The following is a 20,485-nucleotide window of genomic DNA, read 5'->3' on the forward strand; positions in this document are numbered from 1 at the left end:
GGCGCGTCAGCGGGGCGGGACACCACAGGGGGCCTACGGGACGGCCCGGACCGCCGCCCGGCCGCACCGCCGCGCACACGCACCGCCCACAGGCCGCAGGGCGTACCGCCGGGACACACACCGGGCCCGCCGGGGCCGGTGCCCCGGCGGCACGGACCACCGCCCGGCGACCGGGGGCGGCGCAGGCCCGCTCGCCCCCATCGGCACCGGCGTGGCCGCGCCGCGGGCGGGCCGGCCGGTTCAGCCCAGGTTCGGGATGCGCCAGTCGATCGGCTCGTGGCCCTGGTCGGCGACGGCCTTGTCGATCTGCGTGAAGGGGCGGGACCCGAAGAACTTCTTCGCGGAGAGCGGCGAGGGGTGGGCGCCCTTCACCACCACGTGCCGCGTCTCGTCGATCAGCGGCAGCTTCTTCTGCGCGTAGTTGCCCCACAGCACGAAGACGGCCGGGTCGGGCCGCGCGTCCACCGCGCGGATCACCGCGTCGGTGAACTTCTCCCAGCCCTTGCCCTTGTGCGAGTTCGCCTCGCCGGCCCGGACCGTCAGGACCGCGTTGAGGAGCAGGACCCCCTGCTCGGCCCACGGCATCAGGTAGCCGTTGTCCGGCACCGGGTGCCCCAGCTCCTCCTGCATCTCCTTGTAGATGTTGCGCAGCGACGGCGGCGTCCTGACGCCCGGCCGCACGGAGAAGCACAGGCCGTGCCCCTGGCCCTCGCCGTGGTACGGGTCCTGGCCGAGGACGAGGACCTTGACCTTGTCGTACGGGGTGGCGTCGAGGGCGGCGAACACCTCCTCGCGCGGCGGGTAGACCGGCCCCTTGGCCCGCTCCTCCTCGACGAACTCGGCGAGCTGCTTGAAGTACGGCTTCTGCAGCTCGTCTCCGAGGACGCCGCGCCAGGACTCGGGCAGCATGTCGGTGTCGGTCACGTCAACAACCTCCGGTGGGGTGATCGCCTTGTCTGTTCACAGAACTTACCGGTGACCACTGACAACCGGTCCCACCAGGCGTTGTCCCCGGGCGGGGCCGCCGGGCCCCGCCTCGCCTCACCAACTGGTCTTGCGCTGGAGCTCCCACATCTGCATGACCGTCTGCGGGTCCAGCGCACGCTCGCCGCCGGCGATCTCCTCGCTGGCCGCGATGTACAGCTTGCCCTGCCACAGCGGCAGCAGCCGGACGTCGTCCACGAGGATCTCCTGCGCCCGCTCGAACTCCTCCGTGACCGCTCCCCGGTCGCTGACCTTGCGGGACTTGGGCAGCAGCTGGTCGGTGATCTCGGGCCGGACGTACGGCGTGGACAGCACGTTCTCCTTGCCGACGAACGGGGCGATGAAGTTGTCGGGGTCCGGGAAGTCGGGGAACCAGCCACGCCCGAAGGCCGGGTACTCGCCCTTCTGGTAGCCGCTCTGGAAGTCCTTCCACGGCTTGCCCTTCACGGTCACCTTGAACAGCTTGGACGCCTCCAGCTGCCGCTTGAGCTCGGCGAACTCGGCCTCGGTGGACGAGCCGTAGCGGTCGGTGGTGTACCAGAGGGTCAGTGCGACGGGTCCGTCGATCCCCGCCTCGTCCAGGATCTTCCCGGCCTTCTCGACGTCCGGGTCGCCGTAGCGGTCGAAGAAGGCGGTCGTGTGTCCGGCGATGCCCTTGGGCACCATGGAGTACAGCGGTTCGGCGGTGCCCTGGTAGACCTTGGCGACCAGCGTGTCGCGGTCGACGACCTGGGCGATGGCCCGGCGGACGGCGATCTTGCTGACGGACGGGTCCTTGGCGTTGAACACCAGGTAGCGGATGTCCGCGCCGGTCGACTCGACCAGCTGGAGCCCCTCGTTCTCGGGCTTCTTCTCCTGGAGCTGGACGACCTCCTCCGCGGTGAGACCGCGGTAGGTGGCGTCGATCTCCTTCTTCCGCAGGGCGCCGACCATCGCCTCGGACTCCTGGAAGTACCGGATGGTGACGGCGTCGTTCTTGCGGTTGGCGAAGCCCTTGTAGGTGGGGTTCTTGGTGAGCTCCGCCTTGTTGCCCTCTTCGAACGCGTTCAGCACGTACGGGCCGGAGCCGGTGAGCTTGCCGTCCTCGCGCAGCGCGTCCGCCGGGTACCGCTCCGGCGGCACGATGGACATGGCGGGCGTGGCCAGGATGTACGGGAAGGTGGCGTCCGATTCCTTGAGCTGGAACGTGACGGTGCGGTCACCGCTGGTCACGATCTTGTCGAGGGACCCGAGGAGCGGGGCGGGACCGCCCTTGGCGTTGATCGTGCGGATGCGGTCGATGGAGTGCTTCACGGCGCGGGCGTCGAGCTTGCCCCCGTCGGAGAAGGCGAGGCCTTCCTTCAGCCGGCACTCGTAGACCTTGCTCACGGTGTCGGTGAACTTGCAGTCGGCCGCGTCCGGCTGCGGCGTCGCGCTGCCGGTCGGGAAGCTCAGAAGGGTCTGGAAGACGTTCCGGTACAGCTCCCAGGAGCCGTCCCAGGCGGCAGCGGGGTCGAGCGTGCTGGGTTCGCTCGTCGTGCCGACTACGATCTTGTTCTCCCCATCGGCGTCATCCCCGGAAAAGAGGCTGCATCCCGCCAGCAGGGATATGGACGCAAGGGCTGCAGCCGCCTGCAGACTGGTCCGGTTGAACACGTGCGCACGCTCCTCGTTCAGCCATGGGTCGGCCGACCATACCGCAGTGCCCCGCCAGGTCAATCTGGTGGCCGGGCGGGGCACTCAAGGCATTCGGCGGTCAACCGGGGAAAACCGGATCAGCCGACTCCGGCATTGAGGAAAATTCCGCCGTCGACGACCAGCGTCTGGCCGGTGATCCAGTCCGACTGGGCGGAGGTGAGGAAGGCGGCGGCCCCGCCGATGTCCTCGGGCACTCCGAGCCTGCCCAGCGGGTACGCGGCCGCGGCCTCGGCCTCCCGGCCCTCGTAGAGGGCCTGGGCGAATTTCGTCTTCACGACCGCGGGGGCGATCGCGTTCACCCGCACCACGGGCGCGAACTCGTGCGCCAGCTGGAGGGTCAGGTTGACCATGGCGGCCTTGCTCATGCCGTAGGCGCCGATGAACGGCGAGGGCGCGATGCCGGCGACCGACGCGATGTTCACGATCGCACCGCCGTTGTCCTTCTGCCACGCCTTCCACGTCTGCTGGGCGAACCCGAGCGCCGAGATCACGTTGGTCTCGTAGACCTTGCGCGCGACGTCGAGGTCGAGCTCGGCCATGGGGCCGAAGACGGGGTTGGTCCCGGCGTTGTTGATCAGGAAGTCGACGCGTCCGAAGGCCTCCATGGCACGCTCCACGGCGTGCGCCTGGTGGGCCTCGTCGTGGGCCTTGCCGGCGACGCCGATCACGCGGTCGGCGCCCAGCTTCTCCACGGCCTCCTTGAGGGCCTCCTCGCCGCGGCCGGTGATGCACACCCGGTCCCCGCGGGCGACCAGCGCCTCCGCGACGCCGTAACCGATGCCGCGGCTGGCGCCCGTCACGAGGGCGACCTTGCCGGACGGCGGGGGAAGTTCCTGTGCGGTCATGTCCGTCACTCTCCGGTTCAGTTGAGCGGGCCGCCGGCCACGTACATGACCTGGCCTGAGACGAAGCCGGCGTCGTCGCCCGCGAAGAAGGCGATCGCGTTGGCGACGTCCTCGGGCCGGCCGACGCGCTGGACGGGGATCTGGGTGGCGGCGGCGGCCTGGAAGTCCTCGAAGCCCATGCCCACGCGCTCGGCGGTCTGCGCGGTCATCTCGGTGACGATGAAGCCGGGCGCGACGGCGTTGGCCGTGATGCCGAACTTGCCGAGCTCCTTGGCGAGGGTCTTGGTGAAGCCCTGGAGGCCCGCCTTGACGGCCGCGTAGTTGGCCTGGCCGCGGTTGCCGAGCGCGGAGGACGAGGAAAGGCTGACGATGCGGCCGAAGCCCGCGTCGACCATGTGCTTCTGGCACGCCTTGGCCATCAGGAAGGCGCCCTTGAGGTGCACGTTCACGACCGTGTCCCAGTCGGACTCGCTCATCTTGAAGAGCAGGTTGTCCCGCAGCACGCCGGCGTTGTTGACGAGGATCGTCGGCGCCCCGAGCTCGGTGGCCACACGCGCGACGGCGGCCTCCACCTGGGCGGCGTCGGAGACGTCGCAGCCGACGGCGATGGCCTTGCCGCCCGCCGCGGTGATCTTCTCGACGGTGTCCTTGCAGGCCGCTTCGTCGAGGTCGAGTACGGCGACGGCGCGGCCCTCGGCCGCGAGCCGGACCGCGGTGGCGGCGCCAATGCCCCGCGCGGCCCCGGTCACGACGGCGACGCGCTGCTCGGTGGTGGACATGCTGGTTCTCCTCGCCCTTGGATCCCGGATAAGCGGCCCGGCCGGCAACGTCCCTGCCGGTGAGCGACCGCTTAGTACCTTCAGCAGACGAGACGCTAGAGACCCTGGCACCCGGTGTCAACGGCCCACCGGGTGCGCCCGGTCACTCAGCGCACCAGCAGGTCGAGCAGGCGTTCCGCCTCGCTCTGGGGATCGGCGGTCAGCCCCGTGTGCACCGGTCCGGGCTGGACCACCGTGGAGCGCGGCGCGATGAGCCACCGGAAGCGCCGTCCGGCGTCGTCCCGCGCCGCCTGCCCCGCGTGCTCGCCGCCCTGGCAGACGCCCTCCACGGCGTGCAGGGCGGCGCGTACGCCGGTCACGTCGGCGGCGGGGTCCAGGGCCCGCAGCTTGGCCTCGTCCAGGTGCGTACGGGCGCACACGAAGGCCTTGGCGCGGCAGTAGACCACCACGCCGGCGTTGAAGAACTCGCCGCGCTCGACGCGCGGCACGACGCGCAGCAGCGCGTACTCGAAGACGTCCCGGTCGTTCACTCGCTGCCGTCCTCGGTGCTGTTCGCGCTGCCGTTCGTGCTGCCGTTCGTGCTGCCGTCGGCGCTGTTCCTGGTCGGGTGCGGCCAGGGGGCCAGGTGGTCGGTGAGCCATCCGGGCGCACGGGACGGGCCCGGCCGGGTCCGCTCGCCCAGGGCGATCCGCTCGTGGATGGTGGCGGCGCGCGGCAGCAGCGCCTCGACGTAGGCGCGGCGCAGGGCGTCGGCCGTGTCGAAGCCCGGCTCGTCGACCAGCCACTCGTCGGGTACGTCGGCGGTCACCTCGGTCAGCAGTTCCTCGGTGACGAGGGGGGCGAGTTCGGCGGCCGCGGCGGCCACGTCGGGCGCGAAGGAGGCCAGGACGTGGTCGGAGGCGTCGTACGGCTTGGCGGCGGACGCCCGCGCGCCCGGCCAGTTGTGGTGCCAGATCATGGTGGCGCCGTGGTCGATCAGCCAGGGTTCGCCGTGCCAGACGAGCATGTTCGGGTTGCGCCAGGAGCGGTCGACGTTGTTGATCAGTGCGTCGAACCAGACGACACGGCCCGCCTCGGCCGGGTCCATGGTGTAGGCGAGCGGGTCGAAGCCGATCGAGCCCGGCAGGTAGTCCATGCCGAGGTTCAGCCCGCCGCTCGCCTTGAGCAGTTCCTGCACCTCCTGGTCGGGCTCGCCGAGGCCGATGACCGGGTCCAGCTGGATGGTGACCAGCTCGGGCACGCGCAGGCCGAGCCGCCGGCCGAGCTGCCCGCAGACGACCTCCGCCACGAGGGTCTTGCGGCCCTGCCCGGCTCCGGTGAACTTCATGACGTACGTGCCGAGGTCGTCGGCCTCGACGATCCCGGGGAGCGAGCCGCCCTCACGCAAAGGCGTGATATAGCGGGTCGCGACGACCTCTTCCAGCACTTTCCCATGCCACCTATCTCTTCAGCCTTGCAATCCACGGACGACTTCTGCGGGGCGTAGCGGCGGGAATCGCCGGTCAACGACGCTGGGGAGAATCTGGGGAGTTTCGGCCGGCGGGCCGGTCTCCCCGCTCCCCCAGCAGACCGTCGATGACGCCGCGCCCCTTGCTGCCAGCCTCCGGCATGAAGTGAGCATAGTAACCGAGTGTGATCGCCGGTGAGGAGTGTCCGAGCCACCGGGCCAGGGTCACAACGGACTCTCCGGCTTCCAACATGATCGAGGCGTAGGTGTGCCGAAGCACGTGGAAACCGTCCCTGGGGGCCGCCGCCCACTGCCAGGCTTTCGCCCCCTCGGCACGTGGCGGGATGACGCCGGCCTTGGCCAAGGCGGGCTTCCAGGTGTAGGTGTTCCATGTGTTCACCGCGACGGCGTTGCCGAAGCGCGTGGTGAGCAGGAGGGAGAACTTCTTCCTCTCCCCCTCCGGCTTGCCCCACGGCAGCTCCACCTCTACCGGCGGGAAAGCTTCGATGTGACGCTTCAGATCCTCGGCTACCGAGGGGGGCAGATCCACCGTGCGGATCTTCTTCCCCTTCGGAAGAGCGAAGTACAGCCTTCCGTGAATCGCCTGCACTTGGCGCCGAACGTGCAGCAGGCCGCGTTCATAGTCGATGTCCTCCGGACTCAGCCCGAACACCTCGCCCTGGCGGAGTCCACAGCCCAATCCGAGTACGACGGCGATCCTGTTCCGCTCGCTGATGGCATCGCGGACCCGCAGCGCCGTAGCCATCGGCCACGCGTCGCGCCGCTCCCGTGGCGACTTGGGCCACCGCACAGATTTCGCGTGCATGGGGTTGCGAGCGAGGCGCTTGTCGTCGACGGCCGCTTCCAGAATGGATGAAAGCTCCGACAGGATGCCGCGCTGGTAGTCAACTGACGAGACCGTCGACTCCAGCTTGGTTATGAACGCGCGCAGATCCGTTGCGACGATGTTCCTGAGCGGAAGCTGGCCCAGGTGCGGGACGATATGGAGACGCCACCTACGCTCCTGACTGTCCTGGGTTTTCGGAGCACCTCCTCGCCCTGGCGCCCAGTGCGTCGCGATGTAGTCGGCCAGCGTGATGGACCCGTCGCGCGGGTCTACGAACTCGCCTCGCTCCTCGTCCGTGGCTGTCCGGCGAAGCCACGCCTTGGCGTCCTCCAGCACGTCAAAGGATCGGTCTCGCACCCCAGGTATGCCGGCGACCTTGTACCGCTTGCCCTTGCCGTAGCGGGCGGTCTTCTCCCTTCTCCCGGTGACCGGGTCCTTCTTCTTTTTGATCCAACGATCCTCGATATAGCCGGACAGGCTGGTTTCCTTTCAGGGATGCGAACGGCACCCGTCAACGTTCGGTGTGTCAAGCAGCGGGGTTCGTACGTCGCTGCGGAGGCGCACTCAGTGGGTTCAAGGCGGGGTTGGAGCGAGAGTCTGCGCGTTCCTGCTCGTGGATCCAGGCATCAAGGGCCGTCCGCCGATACATGACGCGACCACGAGGACCCATGCGGAAGCTGGGCGGCCCCTGCCGCCGATGCCTCCAGACATAAAGCGTGTGCGGTGATATGCCGAGGTACGCGGCAGCATCCTTTACGTTGAGGAAGCCCGCGCGTACAGCGCTAGCGGGATCAGGCGCAGCCGAGGGTATGAACGGCGATCGTGCAGGCATAGAGGGGTTCCTGTGAGGGACGAAAGAGAACGGGCCCAAGCAGCCCGTGTCCAGTACGACTCCACCGCCAAGCACAGTCGAACGCGAACACCTGAATCGTCCTGGCAATCGCCGGTTTGGCTAACCGGCGATCGTCGGCTATGTTGCGCGCCCCGCGCCGATCAGCTGTCTGCCCTCGGGTGGACTTCCGTCAGGAAGCCAAGCGGTACCAGCGCAGGGCCGGTGAGATTCTGTCTGCAACGATCGCCAGCAGACGGTCACCTAGTAGGGCGGTCAGATTTCGCGCAGCGCTCGGAAACAATCACGGCTCAGGCCACATGACTCCTCGCGCCCCTAGGGGGCCCGCAATATGAGCTAAGACGGCGCGGTCGCGACGATAGCTTCGCTGCAGGACGTCCTCGCCAAAGAGGACAGCCACGCAGGCGCGGACGCACAGTCCGGTAGAGACAGCACCATGGTCACCAGATATTCATCCGGTCCTAGCGAGGAACCATTTCAGCGCGCCAATCGCACACGACTGGGATTGCAACCTTCCCTCCCTGTTCGTCGAGCAGTTCTCGCCTGACTTGGCGTTTTCCCGAGGCGTTGTACGTTGACATGTTCCTGACCGACGTTCCAGTCTTTCGCCGTTGCATCTCGTCTGCCGTGAGCGAATGCCCGCTATCACCCCGCCGGAATGTCGATAAGGCTTCCGGCCGGACGCCGACGCAACAGCCAAGGCGGTGGAGTGGGGCGACGGTAGGGTGCGGGTCGAGCCGTGCGATGTCATAGACACCGGGCGAACGGCCGCTCTCACTGACCCGGTGGTGCCGACTTCGCTGTGCGGCAGCCGGCCACGGTCAATGGGCTGGAAGCGACTTCCGAGGGCGGCGCCCTGTGCTGGATCTTCACGTCTCGGACCCGTCGGCCGCCCTCTCCTTCTACCGTTCGCTGTTCGGCGGCGCAGCCGGAAATGATCTACACCGTGCTCTCCACGGCCGAGGGCGGGCCAGAGGACGCCTCTTTCGGTGGCCTCGCCACGGTCCAGGAGGACATGAAGCCCCGCTGGATGCCGTGTTTCGACTCGGCGAACGTCGCTGGCATTGTCAGCAGGACGCAGGAGCACGGCGGCTCGGTGCACCGGCCTCGGATGTCCCCGGCGTTCAGGTCCCGGCCGGTTTCAGCCCTGGTTGCCCAGCGGCATGCCCGCGGCTGCCCGGCGGATTCGGACCGCTGCTGTCTGGGCTTCGCGGGCCAGGTCGGCAGCCTCGCCTCGCAAATGGGCGGGGACGGGCGCCGGGTCGCCCCGTTCGTCCAGCAGGAAGCCGGCCTTGTGCGGCAGGGGACGCTGCTATGCCGCGTCGTAGCAATCCTGCCAGGAGACCTGGTGACCGGTCGGCGGGCAGGAGAAGTCCGCGTGGACGGCGGCCAGGAGGTGGAGGGCTTCGGGGTCCGGACCGCCGAGTCGGACCTCGTACGGATCGGGAAGCACGCGACCGATGAAGCTCGCCGCGGTGACGCGAGGACGATGCATGAGACCTCTTTTTGTCAGGCCCCGCGCCGTGAGCACAGCCTACGACGCTGGACCGTTATCCATCCCCCTGTCCGGCTGATCCCGGCCCGGCGGACCGCGCCGTGCCGCCGCCGGGCCGGCGACGTAAGCAGTATCTGGGACCTCAGCGATCCACGCTGCCTGCATCTGCTGGCCACGGCGCCGGGACCATCCCACGCCCGTCTCTTCATCAGCTCCGGCCGCCCGACTCGCGAAGCGGCCCGCCAGCTCACACAGCTCCTGTCTGGAATCCGAACAAATTCCCGGCGATGGCCGTAGAGCGTGGCGTCTAATGGGCGCCATGACCGAAACGCCCTCAGCGGCCCTATGGCGCCTCGTCTACGAGGACGACGCCACGTCGCTGACGCTGATCGTCGACACGTCGAACGGCCCGCACATGCGGCGCATACCCCCGGCGCTACCCTTGCCGGCCCACATTGAGCACGGCAAGGCCGCGGAGGAAGCCGCCCACACCGCTGCAGCCACCTGGGGTCTGCCGGACTTCGTCTTCCAACAGGCGGCGCACGCGGCGAAGGGATCAGGTTCGCGCGAGCAGGGGGACCGGCTCCTGATCGCCGGCCACCGGGGCGCGGTGGTGCAGGTCAAGGCCCGCACCATCCCGCCGAAGCCCGACGCGCTCGAGGCAAATTGGATCCAGAAGGTCGCGGCCAAGGCGATGAGCCAGTCCAAGGGCAGTGTGCGGCAACTGCGCATGCTGCCCGCCGACATGGTCAACGGCCGGGGCCGCGTCCTGCACGTCGATGGCAACGACTATGAGTGGATCGCGGTGTTCCTCCTGGACCATCCCGGCGTGCCGGAAGGAATCATTGCCACGTGGCAGCCAACCGGCATACCCGCCATCGCCCTGACCCGCCGCGACTGGGACTTCCTGTTCGACCAGCTGCGCTCGACCACCGCCGTACTCGACTACCTCTTCCGCGCCGCCAAGGAACCGGCCGTCCCACTCGGTGAGGAGCCGGTGCGCTACTACGAGCTCGCCGCGGCCGACGCCATCGCCCCGCCCGGTGAGATGGACACCGACCTCGTCGGAGAAGGCGGCGTGCTGTACTCCGTCCCACAGCTCCCCCAGGCGCCCGCCGGTGATGACGGCACCCGCGCCCACCTCATGATCCGCTTCATGCTCGAGGACATCGCCCTCAGCCCGTTGGCCGGCCTTCTCACCGAGGCCAACCGACACATTGTGCTCTCCGACCTCGACCGGCTACCCGTGGGAGCGCGCACCGAATGGGGCCACCTCCTGCTGGACATGCTCGATGATGTTCCCCAGGTCTCTGGCGAGCAGGCAAAGTGGCGCTTTCGGCGCCAGCTCGACGCGGGCGGAACCCGGCAGCTCATCGTTGGTGCCGCCAGCCGCTTCGACGACGACATTCGGGCCGCGTTCACCGCCTTCGTGCAGTTGCGCCACCATGAGGTGACCTCCCGCACCGGCAGGGCCGACGGGTCCTCCACACTCGGCATCCTGCTTACTCCCCGCCACGATGGGCTGCGGCCCTGGGACACCACCACTGTCCGCGTCCACGGCGATCTGAACCTGTCCGAAGAAGACCTGCGGATCTATAGCAAGCTGTGGAATCGGGCCGCTGAAGACGGCTCGGCAATCACCCAGGACTGAGACCGCCGCCCCGCGCGGCCCTGGAGCCGCCCCCGGGAGAAGACCAGTTACACACGGTGGTGCTGCGGCGCTTGATGAGCACCATGTCCCGCCACACACCAAAGTGCCGACCGGCCTGCTCGCAGGTGCCGATCACCCGAACCCGGCCCGCGCGTGGACGGCGAGGCTGGCAGCGTTCTCAGGAAGATCCCGGACTGAATCGTCCAGATCCCCGCCGCCTCAGTGGACTCGATAGGCACCTTGAGCAGGGCGGCGGCGACGCCTCGGCCCCGCGCGCCGGGATGGACGTAGACACCTTGCTCGACCGCGCCCGCGTACGCGCGCCGGTCGGACACCCTGCTCTCCGCCAGCCCAGCACCGTCCTGCTCTAGTCGAGAACGACGAAGCGGTGCTCGGGCAGCTTCGCGGCGTCGACGCCTCCCACAACTGCGGACTGGTCTCGAAGGCGGCGTTGCGGGACGGCGACGCCCACCCGGCGCAGGTGGTGCTGATAACTGACGTAGAAGCCGCCGACTGGCTCACTGCCACCGCGGCCGGAGAGAGCTGATCCGCCCGGGGCACACCACCGGCCAGGGGGATGGCCGTAGCGGCTGAACGGCGCCGCAGTCAGCTGAGCGAAGCCGGCGCCCATCGATTGCTGATCCGCGGTGAACAGACGGCTCCACCAGGTGCAGCCGCTCCGCTCCTCGCCGCCGGAGGCACCGAGCGATGAGTGCCTCCCGGAACGACCTTGCGCGACAGCGGCCCTTGGCGCCCCGCTCAGCGGCCACGTCCCGTCGGGCCGCCGGTCTCGGTTCCGGAGGATGCCCCGACTCAGCGTTCGGCGGCGTCCCTCCAGTAGTCCTTCAGCATCTCGCTGGGCCACGAGGGCTGGGTGACCGTGCCGCGCGGCAGGAATTCTTCAAAGACCGCCACCAGGTCGACCACCAGGGTGCCGTCGTCGGCATCGAGGTCGGTGACGTGCAGGTCCCGTCCGTCGACGCGGAGCAGTCTGGGGAACGAGGTCGCGAGCCGGGCCGGACGTCGGTGGTTGTGGTGCACGAAGGTTCCCGTGGCCGGCCACTCCGGGTTGTCCCGCGGGCTGCGCGCGTGGAGAGCGACGTCCTCGGGGGAACCGAAGTTGAAGAACCAGGTGACCTGGAGATGGGAGAACTCCTCGATCCCCTGCAGCGTCTCCTCCGGGTACTCCGGGCGCAGCCGAATGATCGACTCCACACCGCCCTTGAAGTCGTCGAGCCGCCCCTTGTGGCCTCCGACCACCTCGGCGATCACCGGCACCTCGATGGACTTTGTGGACACGGGTTCCCCCTTCTCCGCTCGCGGCACGGCAAGGCGGTCAACCACAGCATGCCCGCCTTCACCACCATGGCGCCGTCAGGCTACTCGTTCGAGTACGGCCTTGGCGCGCTCGTCGATCTCCGCCGCCACGCTGATTCCCCGATTGCGGAAGGGGGACAGCACTCGGCGCATGTTCACGGCTGCCTCGCGTGCTCTGCCCGACTGCACGCCTGCCATCGCGTCCAGGGCCTGTGCCCACGTGTGGCACGCGGCCTCCACGTTCCCCTGACGGGCCTGCACAGTGCCCATGTAGCCCAACGTCACCGCGTGGGTCCGGCTGAAGGTGTCGGCCTTCCTCGTCAGCACGCTGTTGTTGAACTCTCTAAGCGCTCCGTCGAGATCGCCGAGCGTCCACAGGGTGCGGGCGGTCTCGTGGGCAAGGGAAGCCCGCTGGAAGAACCACACCCGACTCGGATCCTCGTCGCCGACGTCCGCCGCAGTGAGGTCGTCCTCGGCCCGGAGAAGCGCTGCAATCGCGGCGCGCTTTTGCCCGTCGGCGGCCAGGCTGCGTGCCTGCACCACTCCGAGCAGCGCCCTCTCGCGGGGGGTCGCCAGGGTGTACCGCTTGCGCGCCACGGAGGCCGTGGCGAGATCGACGGCAAACCGTGGGTGACCGAGGTCCGTTGCCTGATGAGCCATCGCCCGCAGGATATGGCCGGCCAACGGAGCGTCGTCCGCTTCCGCCGCGAGCTTCAGGGCCAACGTGAAGTAGCGCCGCGCGGACTCGTGGTGTGAGGCGTCGAAGCTCATCCAACCGGCGACGTACACCGCCTCGGCGGCAGCGGCAAGAAGGGCACGACGAGTGTCGTCGCTGGCGAACACCCCGCCGATATACCTGGCGACGTCGTCGACGAGGTACTGGTAGAGCGCCGTACGGCCATCCATGCCGCCGTGGCGCTGGTCTCTCCGAGAGAAGAACTCCGTCATCTCACGGACGGCACTGACTTCTGCGACCCCGATTCTCCGGCTCGTCGCCGGGGGGCGGGACTTCGCCCGCTGGGGTGCCTCGTCCCACCACTGCTGTCCGGGCAGGGCCAAGCCGCCCACCGAGTAGGCGGCGCCGGCCAGCAGTCGGCGGCGTTCGAGGTCCACGTCGCTTCTCCCAAGGTCTACCAGCGCAGTCAGCGTATCGACGTTCCACTCCGATGCCGTGACTGCACCCGTGTCTGGCACGGAGAGCCCGATTTCAGCCGGAGTGATGGGGCGTTGGAGCCGCCGGGACAACGTCTCGCACAAGATAAGGGGCGCTCTGCCCGAGGGCTGTGTTCCCCCTACCCACATGGCGATGTGCGACCGGCTGGTGCCCAGCAGTTCTTGCGCTCCTACCTCGGCCGCGACCCTTACGAAGGCAGCCGCCACCTTTGGCTGCGACCAGCCTGTTTCCGCGATTGCGTCGGCCAGCTTCACATTCCGCTCGCGCGCCATCGTCTACCTCGGTTCACCAAAACGATCTTTGACGGGTTTGACGGCCCCGGCAGCCGCCCGGAGATACCGCCGCGATGTGATCCGCGGTTCGCTCGTGGTCAACGAAACCACCAACTGCTCTTGCCCGGGAGGAAACCGGTGAAGACCAGCCACACGACTGGCGCCGATGCCCGGACCTCTTCGGGCGACGGGCGAGCACCCGCCTCGACGTCCGAAGTTCGGCACTTCGACCAACCCCCGCCGATGGCCGAGCTCGTGCACAACCTCCGCCGCTTCGACCGCTCCGACAGATCCGCCGATCGAGTCCTCCAGGGGCTCAAGCTCACCAGTTGCGAGAAGGCGAACATGGACCGAATCGAAAGCCTGGGCAGCGTAATCAGCGCCCCTGAACACCAGAAGAGCCTGACGCTCGCCGCCGATGACAGGGCTCCGGGCAGGGCACGGTCCTTCACCCGCCAGGCGCTGACGGCGTGGGGGGTGGAAGACGTTCTGGACCAGGCCGAGCTGATCGTCAGCGAGCTCACCACCAACGCCGAGCGGCATGGCCGAACTCCCGACGCCGACCGGGTCCTTCTCCCCAGAACGGACTGCGAACCCGTCGATGAGATCACGCTGACGCTCGCCCTCCAGGCCGACGTTGTGGGGATCGAGGTCGAAGACAACTCCCCGGAGCCCCCAGTGCCTCAGATTGCCTCGCTCTACGCCACAAGCGGGCGGGGCCTGCACCTCGTGTCGGCGACGGCTGACGCCTGGACTGCCTGCCCCACGGAAGACGGACGCGGCAAGAGGGTGATCGCCCTCGTGAGGCGCCCCGAGTCGCCCATCACCTCCTGACCAACTCCCCTTGGAGACCCGTGATGCCATCCCGGTTTACGCCCTCGCCCATGCCGCTCTCCGGCGGAACGAGGCGGGGCTTCGGCACCGAAGCCGTACGTGTGCTGCTGCTCGACCTGGACGGCGTGCTCGTCGACACCCGCCCAGTCATGGAAAGTGCGTGGCGCCAGGTCCGTGAAGACCACTGCCTGGACGTGCCGTTCAAGGAGTACGAGCGCCACCTGGGTCGGCCCTTCGCCGACATCATGGAGCAGCTCGGGCTCGCTGACGCCGAGCCGATCCACCAGACCTACTCGAAGGCATCGACGGACGCTTCTCACCTCGCCCGACAGTTCGACGGCGTCGCGGAGGTCCTGCACGCCTTCGCCGCGGCCGATTGGCGGATGGGGATCGTCACGTCCAAACCGTTGGAGCGAGCCACTCCTCTGCTGGCCCAGCTCGGCGTCCCGTTCGCCACGGTGCGCACTCCCAACGGGGTGGGGCGGGGCAAACCCGCACCGGACCCGATCATGCTCGCCCTGATCGACCTCGGCGCCGACCCGGCCGACGCGCTGTACGTCGGGGACATGGCAGTCGACCAGGAGGCGGCCGGCCGCGCCGGCGTCTCGTACGTGCACGCGGGCTGGGGCTACGGCACCCCGAGCTCCCCGGCCCCCTTCGTCGCCGAATCGCCGAAGGACCTGCTGCGGCTCGTGGACACCGGCCCGTTCCTCGAAGGGAGCCTGGTATGACGCCGCCCAAGCGCAGCGCCCTCGGCATCGCCCGGGTCGAGGCCGATGGCAAGCCCCTCTGGGCGCTGGTCGGCGAGGGCGCGCTCGCGACTATGAAATCCGACCGGATAGCCACGTCCGAATTGGAGGCCCTGCCCTTCTACCCGGCGGGAGCGGAAGCACGTGTTGACCAGGTGATGGAGGCCCTCGAAGCGTACGGCGCTGACCTCGCGAGGACGCCGGGTGGCGCGGGGTGGTTGTACGTCCAGCACGTGCCGGCGCGGCGCCTGGTGGCGCAGGTCGTACGCAAGCTGGCGGCGCTCAGCACCTGGGGGCCGTTCGCCAAGGCTCCAGGTCCGCTGAGGCTCGCGCCGTACGAAGGACTCGTCGGGCTGCGGTCGAGCAGCTCGCGGGAGTACCGGGCCTACACCGTCACCTGGTCGGGCATCGCCTATCTGCTCGGTGCCGCGGGCCCTCACAATCCCCTCCGCTCCGCTCAGTTACGCAACCTCCCTCCTCTCCTGGCGGCCGCAGCGGTGCCGGGTCCGGCTCCCTCGGAGCTGCCGCTGAGTGAAGTGGTGGCGCTGTCGTGGTCCTCCCGTCACGCGGCCACTCTGCTGCCGGTGCTGGAGGAGCTGGCCAGGAACGGACGCCCGAGCCTCGTAGTGGATTTGGCGACCGACCCAGCGGAGCGGTGCCCGGCTTCAGAAGTCGCGGGGGTGAACCTGTGCTCGCCGCCGACCGGTCTCTTCGACCTCTCCGGCGCCGTGGACGGTCTGAGGCGGCGGGACGACGGCCGCGTCGTTCGGGTCGATGAGCACGAGGTTCGACTGGACCGGCTGGTCCGTCTCGTGTCCGTACTACTGGAGACGAGCGGCGGATGCACGCAGCCCTCGTGGCGATCGGTGGTCCGGGCGGAGACGTGGCTGGACGGCGTCCTCACCGCAGCCCGGCCGCACACCGTTCTGGTCAGCAACGACACCAGCCCGCTGGGTGCACTGGCTGTACACGTGGCAGAGCGCCATGGCGCGAATGCGGTGCATGTCCAGCACGGAGCCTGGACGGCGGAGTCGGTCGCATGGCCTGCGCTACACAGCCGCGACATCGTCGTCATGGGTGAACGGGATCTCCCTCTCGCGAAGGCGTGGGTGCGCCACCCTGGCGCTGAGATCCACGTCCTGGGCCAGCCCCGCTTCGACGCGCTCGCCGGCCTCAGCCGCGAAGCCCAGCGGCGCTACCTGGAGGATCTGCTGTCACCCAGCCCACGGCGAGGCCCTGCCCGAATCGCGGTGTGGGCCTGCCAGCCCTTCGGACCCGACCGGCTCAAGGCCCATGCCGACCTCCTCCTGGACGGTCTGTGGAAGGCCGGCGACTGGGGACTCGTCATCGCGCCGCACCCGGCACAGAGCGTCGACGTCTTCGCCCCCGTGCTCCAACGGGACAGCCGGCCGCTCGTGGCTGTGGCCGATCCCCGGGTCGGCGCTCGCGGCTGCCTCGCCGGCGCCGACGCCCTGGCAAGCGCCTATTCGACGTGCGGCATCGAAGCCGCGCTGCTCGGGGTCCCGGTGCTCGAACTCGGCTCGCCCGACGAGCGCACGCTCGGCCTCTCCGACCACGGCCTCGCACGGCGGTGCAGTACCGCCGACGAGGTGGCCGACGCCGTCGTCGCACTGCGCGATCCGAGCCCGCCCGCCGACCGGGCGGCGACGGACGCGGTGTGCCGGTGGCGCGGCGACAGCGCCGCCCAGGTCGCGCGCCTCATCGCCCGGCGCGCCGACGGCGATGTCCCGCATTCCCGCCGTGTCCACCACGATGCCCGCGGCGCCGACTCCGGACGGCCGCAGGGCGAAGGAGTACCTACCCGATGACACACCTGAACGCCGACGGCGTCGCCGAACTCTTCGTCGGCGCGGTCGCCCTGGCCAAGAGCGGCGAGACGGTCAGCCCCCGGGGCATGACGACCCGTGAGGTCCTCGACGTCCACATGCGGCTGACCCAGCCGCGGGCCCGTCTGCTGTACGCGCCGCCGACGCGTCTCATCAACCCCGCGTTCGCCGTGGCGGAGACCGTCTGGCACCTCTCCGGCTCGGACGCCCCATGGATCTTCGACTACAACGCACGCCTGCGGCAGTACGCCGACAACGGCGTCCTGCGCGGTGCGTACGGGCCACGGATGCGGAAGTGGGGCGGCACCGTGGACCAACTGCACCGCATCGTGGAGATCCTCAAGGAGGATCCCGACTCGCGCCGGGCCCTGATCCAGCTCTACGACCCGGCCCAGGACGCCGCCGGGCACAAGGACGTGCCGTGCACGCTGGGCTTCCGTTTCTACCTGCGCGCCGGCCGCCTGCACATGTCGACCACGATGCGCGGTCAGGACGTGTGGATCGGCATGCCCTACGACCTGTTCTTCTACACCGTGCTGCACGAGCTGGTCGCCGGGTGGCTCGGCGCCGAGCTGGGCGAGTTCCACCACCACGTGGGATCCCTGCACATCTACGAGGACCACCTCGACCAGGCCGAAGAGCTGACCTCGGTCACCGCGAGCGCGGTCATGCCGGACCTCACCACACCGTGGCGAGGCTTCGACGACCTCCTCGACCAGGTGGGGGCCCAGGACGTCACCGGCCACCCGGGCTGGGACGCGATGGCCGAGACACTGCGCAGCTACCGCCTGTGGAAGGACGGCTCCCGCGAGCAGGCGTGGCGGGTCGCCGACAAGGTCGACGGTCCGCTGGGCGAGGCGCTGACCGCCTGGTACGGCGAACTGAACCACCGCGGCCGCATCTCCACCGCGCGTGACACGGCGGGGACGCGGTGATGGCCGCCACGGACCGCACGCCCTCGGTCATCCTCGGGCTGTGCTCCTACACGCACGACTCCTCCGCCGCCCTGCTGGTGGACGGGGAGCTGATCGGCTTCGTCGAGGAAGAGCGGCTCTCACAGGAGAAACACACCAAGGACTACCCCCGCCACGCCGTCGAGTGGCTGCTGGGCGAGGCCGGGCTCACCGCCGCCGACGTCGACACCGTCGCCTACAACTTCCAGCCCGCCCGCTACCTCGCCGAGTCCCCGGCCGCCCTGCGCCTGGCCCTGTCGGCGACGACGCGCGACCGGGCTCTGCCGAGGGCGCGGGGCTTCGCCAAGGTGGCGCTGCGCACCCAACGGCGCACCCGGACCCTCGGCCGGCGATTCCCCGCCGCCCACGTCTCCCCCGTCCTGCACCACCGCGCCCACCAGCTGACGGCCTTCGCCGCCTCCGGGTGGAACGAGTCCGCCGTGCTCGTCGTCGACAGCCTCGGCGAGCGGCAGACCACGACCATCGCCCGCGGCCATGACGTGCTCCACCCCTCCACCCGCACCCTGAAGGCGATCACCGACCCCGCCTCCCTGGGTTACGTGTACGGCGCGGTCACGGAGCACCTCGGGTGGCGCCGCGGTGACGAGGAAGGCACCGTGATGGCGCTTGCCGCCCTCGGCGATCCGGAGCGGTTCCGACACCTCTTCGCCCGGGCCGTGCGCACCACACCCACCGGCTTCGCGGTCGACGCCGCCTACTTCCCGCCGCGCGTGCTGGCCTCGGGCTATCCGAGGACCTCTCGTCGCTTCATCGCCGAGACGTGCCCGGAGCGTCACCCGAGCGAGCCGATCCATGACGTCCACCGGGATCTGGCCGCCGCCCTTCAGGAGCGCACCGAGCAGGTCATGCTGCACCTGGCCACCCGGGCGCGGATGATCACCGGGTCGCGCCGTCTGTGCGTCGGCGGCGGAGTCGCCACGAACTGCGTGAGCATCGGCCGGATCATCGAGGACGGCATCTTCGACGAGGTCTTCGTCCCACCCGCACCCGGCGACGCCGGCACTGCGATCGGGGCCGCCATCGCCGTGCACACCGCCAGCCGCAGCCGGCGGCCCGTGTCCGGTGTCGCCCGGGCCTGCTACCTCGGCCCCTCGTACCAGGACCAGGCCCTCGACCTCACGCCGTGGCCCGACCTCCAGCAGAAGACGCTAGGCGTCGAGAGCGCCGAGTTCCTCGCCGACCAGCTCGCCCACGGCATGATCGTCGGCCTCTTCCAGGGCCGCGTCGAGGCCGGCCCCCGCGCCCTGGGAAACCGCTCGATCCTCGCCTCCCCGCTGAAGCCCGGGGTCGTCGAGCGACTGAACGCCACCGTGAAGTTCCGAGAGCCGTTCCGCCCCTTCGCCCCCATGGTCCTGGCCGAACGCGCTGCGGAGTTCTTCACGCTCGGCCAGGAGGCGCCGTACATGTCGATGACATCCGGCGTGACCGACAAGGGGCACGAGCGCGTGCCGGCCATCGTGCACGCCAACGGCACCTCGCGTCTTCAGACCGTCACCCAGTCGCAGAACCCGTTCATGCACGACGTGCTGAACGCCTTCGCCCGCCGCACCGGGGTGCCGGTGCTGATCAACACCTCACTCAACGTCAAGGGCAAGCCGATCTGTGGGACACCGGAGATGGCCCTGGACTGCCTGGCCAACTCCGGACTGGACGCCCTGCTGCTGGAAGGCCGGTGGATCACCAAGTGAAGATCGGATACAGCTTCTGGGGCTTCCTCGGCAACGGAATCACCGACACCCCGGACGGGGGCCGCAGCCACCGCCGCCCCCTGACCGACGCCCTCCTCGGCCGCGGCCACGAGATCGTCTTCCTGCAAGCCAACCGCGACCTGATCGAGGCCGGTGACGATCTGGGCAACGCATACACCTTCCACGGCGGCACCCCGGACATCGACGTGCTGTTCCTGGAGTGGCGCTGGGCGATCGACGGGCGCAACACCACCCCGTGCGGCACCGAGGGGCACACCTGCGACCTGCACCGACAAGCCGAACTCATCACCCGGTACACCGTGCGGCGGAAAACGCCGACCGTGGTCTGGGACAAGGACCGCCAGCTCCGCCCCGACAGCATGTGGCGGGGTGCTCACCGGACCGCCGTCTGCGAGGCCGCCCTCGACCCGACGCCCGGCGCCCACCGGCTGCTCTTCCCCGTCGATGACCGTCTACTCGCCGAGGCGGATCCGCTCGCGCTCGCCAAGAAGCCCCGAGACCTCGCCCTCGGCTACGTCGGCAACCAGTACGACCGCGACGACCACTTCGACCGCTTCTTCGCGCCGGCCGCCGCCCGCTTCGACCACCTGGTCGGGGGCAAGTGGACCAAGACCAGCCGCTGGCCGCACGTGCGGTTCCTCGGCAGGCTCCCCTTCCCGGCGGTGCACGCCGTGTACGGCCGGTCCCTGGCGACCATCCTCATGCTCCCCGAGAGGTACGCCGCCGTCGGGCAGATGACGCAGCGGATCTTCGAGGCCGTGCTCGCCGGCTGCCTCCCGCTCGCCCCGGCGGACATCCGCCACGTCGATCAGTTCGTGCCCGCAGAGCTGATCGTGCGCTCAGGCCAGGACGTCTTCGAGCGGCTCTCGTATCTCCAGCGGATCGCCGGCACCCAGCAGCACGCGGACCTGATCGCAGCCTGCCTGGATCGGCTGGACTTGTTCCGCCTGAGCCGGCAGGTCGTGGCGCTGGAAGCCGCCCTGGACACGGCTGTCAATCCCGTCGCGGCAGAGCGGGGAGCGGCGTGATGCAGT

General features: G+C 69.4%; 18 protein-coding genes and 1 pseudogene. 7 read left to right on the forward strand and 12 right to left on the reverse strand.

Translation table 11 applies throughout. The features are described 5' to 3' along the window. Positions 1-240 precede the first annotated feature (240 nt). The 9 genes from ung to A4V12_RS37425 all read right to left on the reverse strand — a co-directional run bounded on the left by ung (position 241) and on the right by A4V12_RS37425 (position 8,924). Positions 241-924 (reverse strand): uracil-DNA glycosylase, encoded by a 684-nt coding sequence (gene ung / locus A4V12_RS09695; RefSeq protein ID WP_064068858.1) that lies wholly within the window; start codon positions 922-924, stop codon positions 241-243. Between the two features lie 117 nt (positions 925-1,041). After that, on the reverse strand, positions 1,042-2,619 hold the full coding sequence (locus tag A4V12_RS09700; protein WP_064068859.1) for an ABC transporter substrate-binding protein: 1,578 nt from the start codon (positions 2,617-2,619) through the stop codon (positions 1,042-1,044). Between the two features lie 119 nt (positions 2,620-2,738). Then, the gene (locus A4V12_RS09705; protein WP_064069006.1) at positions 2,739-3,506 is read right to left on the reverse strand and encodes an SDR family oxidoreductase; all 768 of its coding nucleotides are present in this window, start codon (positions 3,504-3,506) and stop codon (positions 2,739-2,741) included. A 17-nt stretch (positions 3,507-3,523) separates the two neighbouring features. Continuing rightward, positions 3,524-4,285, reverse strand: coding sequence for a 3-oxoacyl-ACP reductase FabG (fabG, locus tag A4V12_RS09710; protein ID WP_064068860.1), 762 nt, complete (start codon positions 4,283-4,285; stop codon positions 3,524-3,526). A gap of 146 nt (positions 4,286-4,431) precedes the next feature. Next, positions 4,432-4,815, reverse strand: coding sequence for a DUF3037 domain-containing protein (locus tag A4V12_RS09715; protein ID WP_064068861.1), 384 nt, complete (start codon positions 4,813-4,815; stop codon positions 4,432-4,434). Continuing rightward, entirely contained in the window at positions 4,812-5,711 is a 900-nt protein-coding gene (locus tag A4V12_RS09720) for a HipA family kinase (RefSeq protein WP_199831250.1), read from the reverse strand. The genes A4V12_RS09715 and A4V12_RS09720 overlap by 4 nt, the downstream gene beginning before the upstream one ends. A 76-nt stretch (positions 5,712-5,787) precedes the next feature. After that, entirely contained in the window at positions 5,788-6,915 is a 1,128-nt protein-coding gene (locus A4V12_RS09725; RefSeq protein WP_064068862.1) for a tyrosine-type recombinase/integrase, read from the reverse strand. 190 nt (positions 6,916-7,105) lie between these two features. Further along, positions 7,106-7,411 carry a helix-turn-helix transcriptional regulator gene (locus A4V12_RS34550; protein ID WP_079136940.1) on the reverse strand — a complete coding sequence of 102 codons (306 nt, stop codon included), beginning with the start codon at positions 7,409-7,411 and terminating at the stop codon, positions 7,106-7,108. Positions 7,412-8,741: 1,330 nt separating this feature from the next. Further along, positions 8,742-8,924 (reverse strand): hypothetical protein, encoded by a 183-nt coding sequence (locus A4V12_RS37425; protein WP_159028835.1) that lies wholly within the window; start codon positions 8,922-8,924, stop codon positions 8,742-8,744. 319 nt (positions 8,925-9,243) lie between these two features. Here A4V12_RS37425 and A4V12_RS09735 point away from each other — a divergent pair, with 319 nt between their 5' ends. After that, the gene (locus tag A4V12_RS09735) at positions 9,244-10,575 is read left to right on the forward strand and encodes a hypothetical protein (RefSeq protein ID WP_159028836.1); all 1,332 of its coding nucleotides are present in this window, start codon (positions 9,244-9,246) and stop codon (positions 10,573-10,575) included. A 52-nt stretch (positions 10,576-10,627) separates the two neighbouring features. Here A4V12_RS09735 and A4V12_RS38480 read toward each other — a convergent pair. The 3 genes and pseudogenes from A4V12_RS38480 to A4V12_RS09745 form a co-directional block, all read right to left on the reverse strand. Continuing rightward, a pseudogene (locus tag A4V12_RS38480) lies at positions 10,628-11,028 on the reverse strand (GNAT family N-acetyltransferase); the annotation flags it as partial. A gap of 360 nt (positions 11,029-11,388) precedes the next feature. Next, positions 11,389-11,874, reverse strand: coding sequence for a TrmO family methyltransferase domain-containing protein (locus A4V12_RS09740; protein ID WP_064068865.1), 486 nt, complete (start codon positions 11,872-11,874; stop codon positions 11,389-11,391). Positions 11,875-11,949: 75 nt separating this feature from the next. After that, positions 11,950-13,338 carry a hypothetical protein gene (locus tag A4V12_RS09745; RefSeq protein WP_064068866.1) on the reverse strand — a complete coding sequence of 463 codons (1,389 nt, stop codon included), beginning with the start codon at positions 13,336-13,338 and terminating at the stop codon, positions 11,950-11,952. A 243-nt stretch (positions 13,339-13,581) separates the two neighbouring features. Here A4V12_RS09745 and A4V12_RS09750 point away from each other — a divergent pair, with 243 nt between their 5' ends. From A4V12_RS09750 to A4V12_RS09775, 6 genes are read left to right on the forward strand one after another with little or no spacing between them, the layout of a single operon-like run. Next, complete coding sequence (locus A4V12_RS09750) at positions 13,582-14,172, forward strand: ATP-binding protein (RefSeq protein WP_159028837.1); 591 nt, start codon at positions 13,582-13,584, stop codon at positions 14,170-14,172. Positions 14,173-14,222: 50 nt separating this feature from the next. Next, the gene (locus tag A4V12_RS09755; protein WP_107415374.1) at positions 14,223-14,903 is read left to right on the forward strand and encodes an HAD family hydrolase; all 681 of its coding nucleotides are present in this window, start codon (positions 14,223-14,225) and stop codon (positions 14,901-14,903) included. After that, on the forward strand, positions 14,900-16,750 hold the full coding sequence (locus tag A4V12_RS09760; protein WP_064068869.1) for a hypothetical protein: 1,851 nt from the start codon (positions 14,900-14,902) through the stop codon (positions 16,748-16,750). Before A4V12_RS09755 ends, A4V12_RS09760 begins: the two co-directional genes overlap by 4 nt. Next, positions 16,747-17,703 (forward strand): thymidylate synthase, encoded by a 957-nt coding sequence (locus tag A4V12_RS09765; RefSeq protein WP_064068870.1) that lies wholly within the window; start codon positions 16,747-16,749, stop codon positions 17,701-17,703. Before A4V12_RS09760 ends, A4V12_RS09765 begins: the two co-directional genes overlap by 4 nt. Then, positions 17,703-19,430 (forward strand): carbamoyltransferase family protein, encoded by a 1,728-nt coding sequence (locus tag A4V12_RS09770; protein ID WP_064068871.1) that lies wholly within the window; start codon positions 17,703-17,705, stop codon positions 19,428-19,430. The genes A4V12_RS09765 and A4V12_RS09770 overlap by 1 nt, the downstream gene beginning before the upstream one ends. Continuing rightward, positions 19,427-20,479, forward strand: coding sequence for a glycosyltransferase family protein (locus A4V12_RS09775; protein ID WP_234372121.1), 1,053 nt, complete (start codon positions 19,427-19,429; stop codon positions 20,477-20,479). Before A4V12_RS09770 ends, A4V12_RS09775 begins: the two co-directional genes overlap by 4 nt. Positions 20,480-20,485 lie beyond the last annotated feature (6 nt).

This window comes from Streptomyces noursei (genome assembly GCF_001646665.1).
GTDB classification, from domain to species: Bacteria; Actinomycetota; Actinomycetes; order Streptomycetales; family Streptomycetaceae; genus Streptomyces; species Streptomyces lavendulocolor.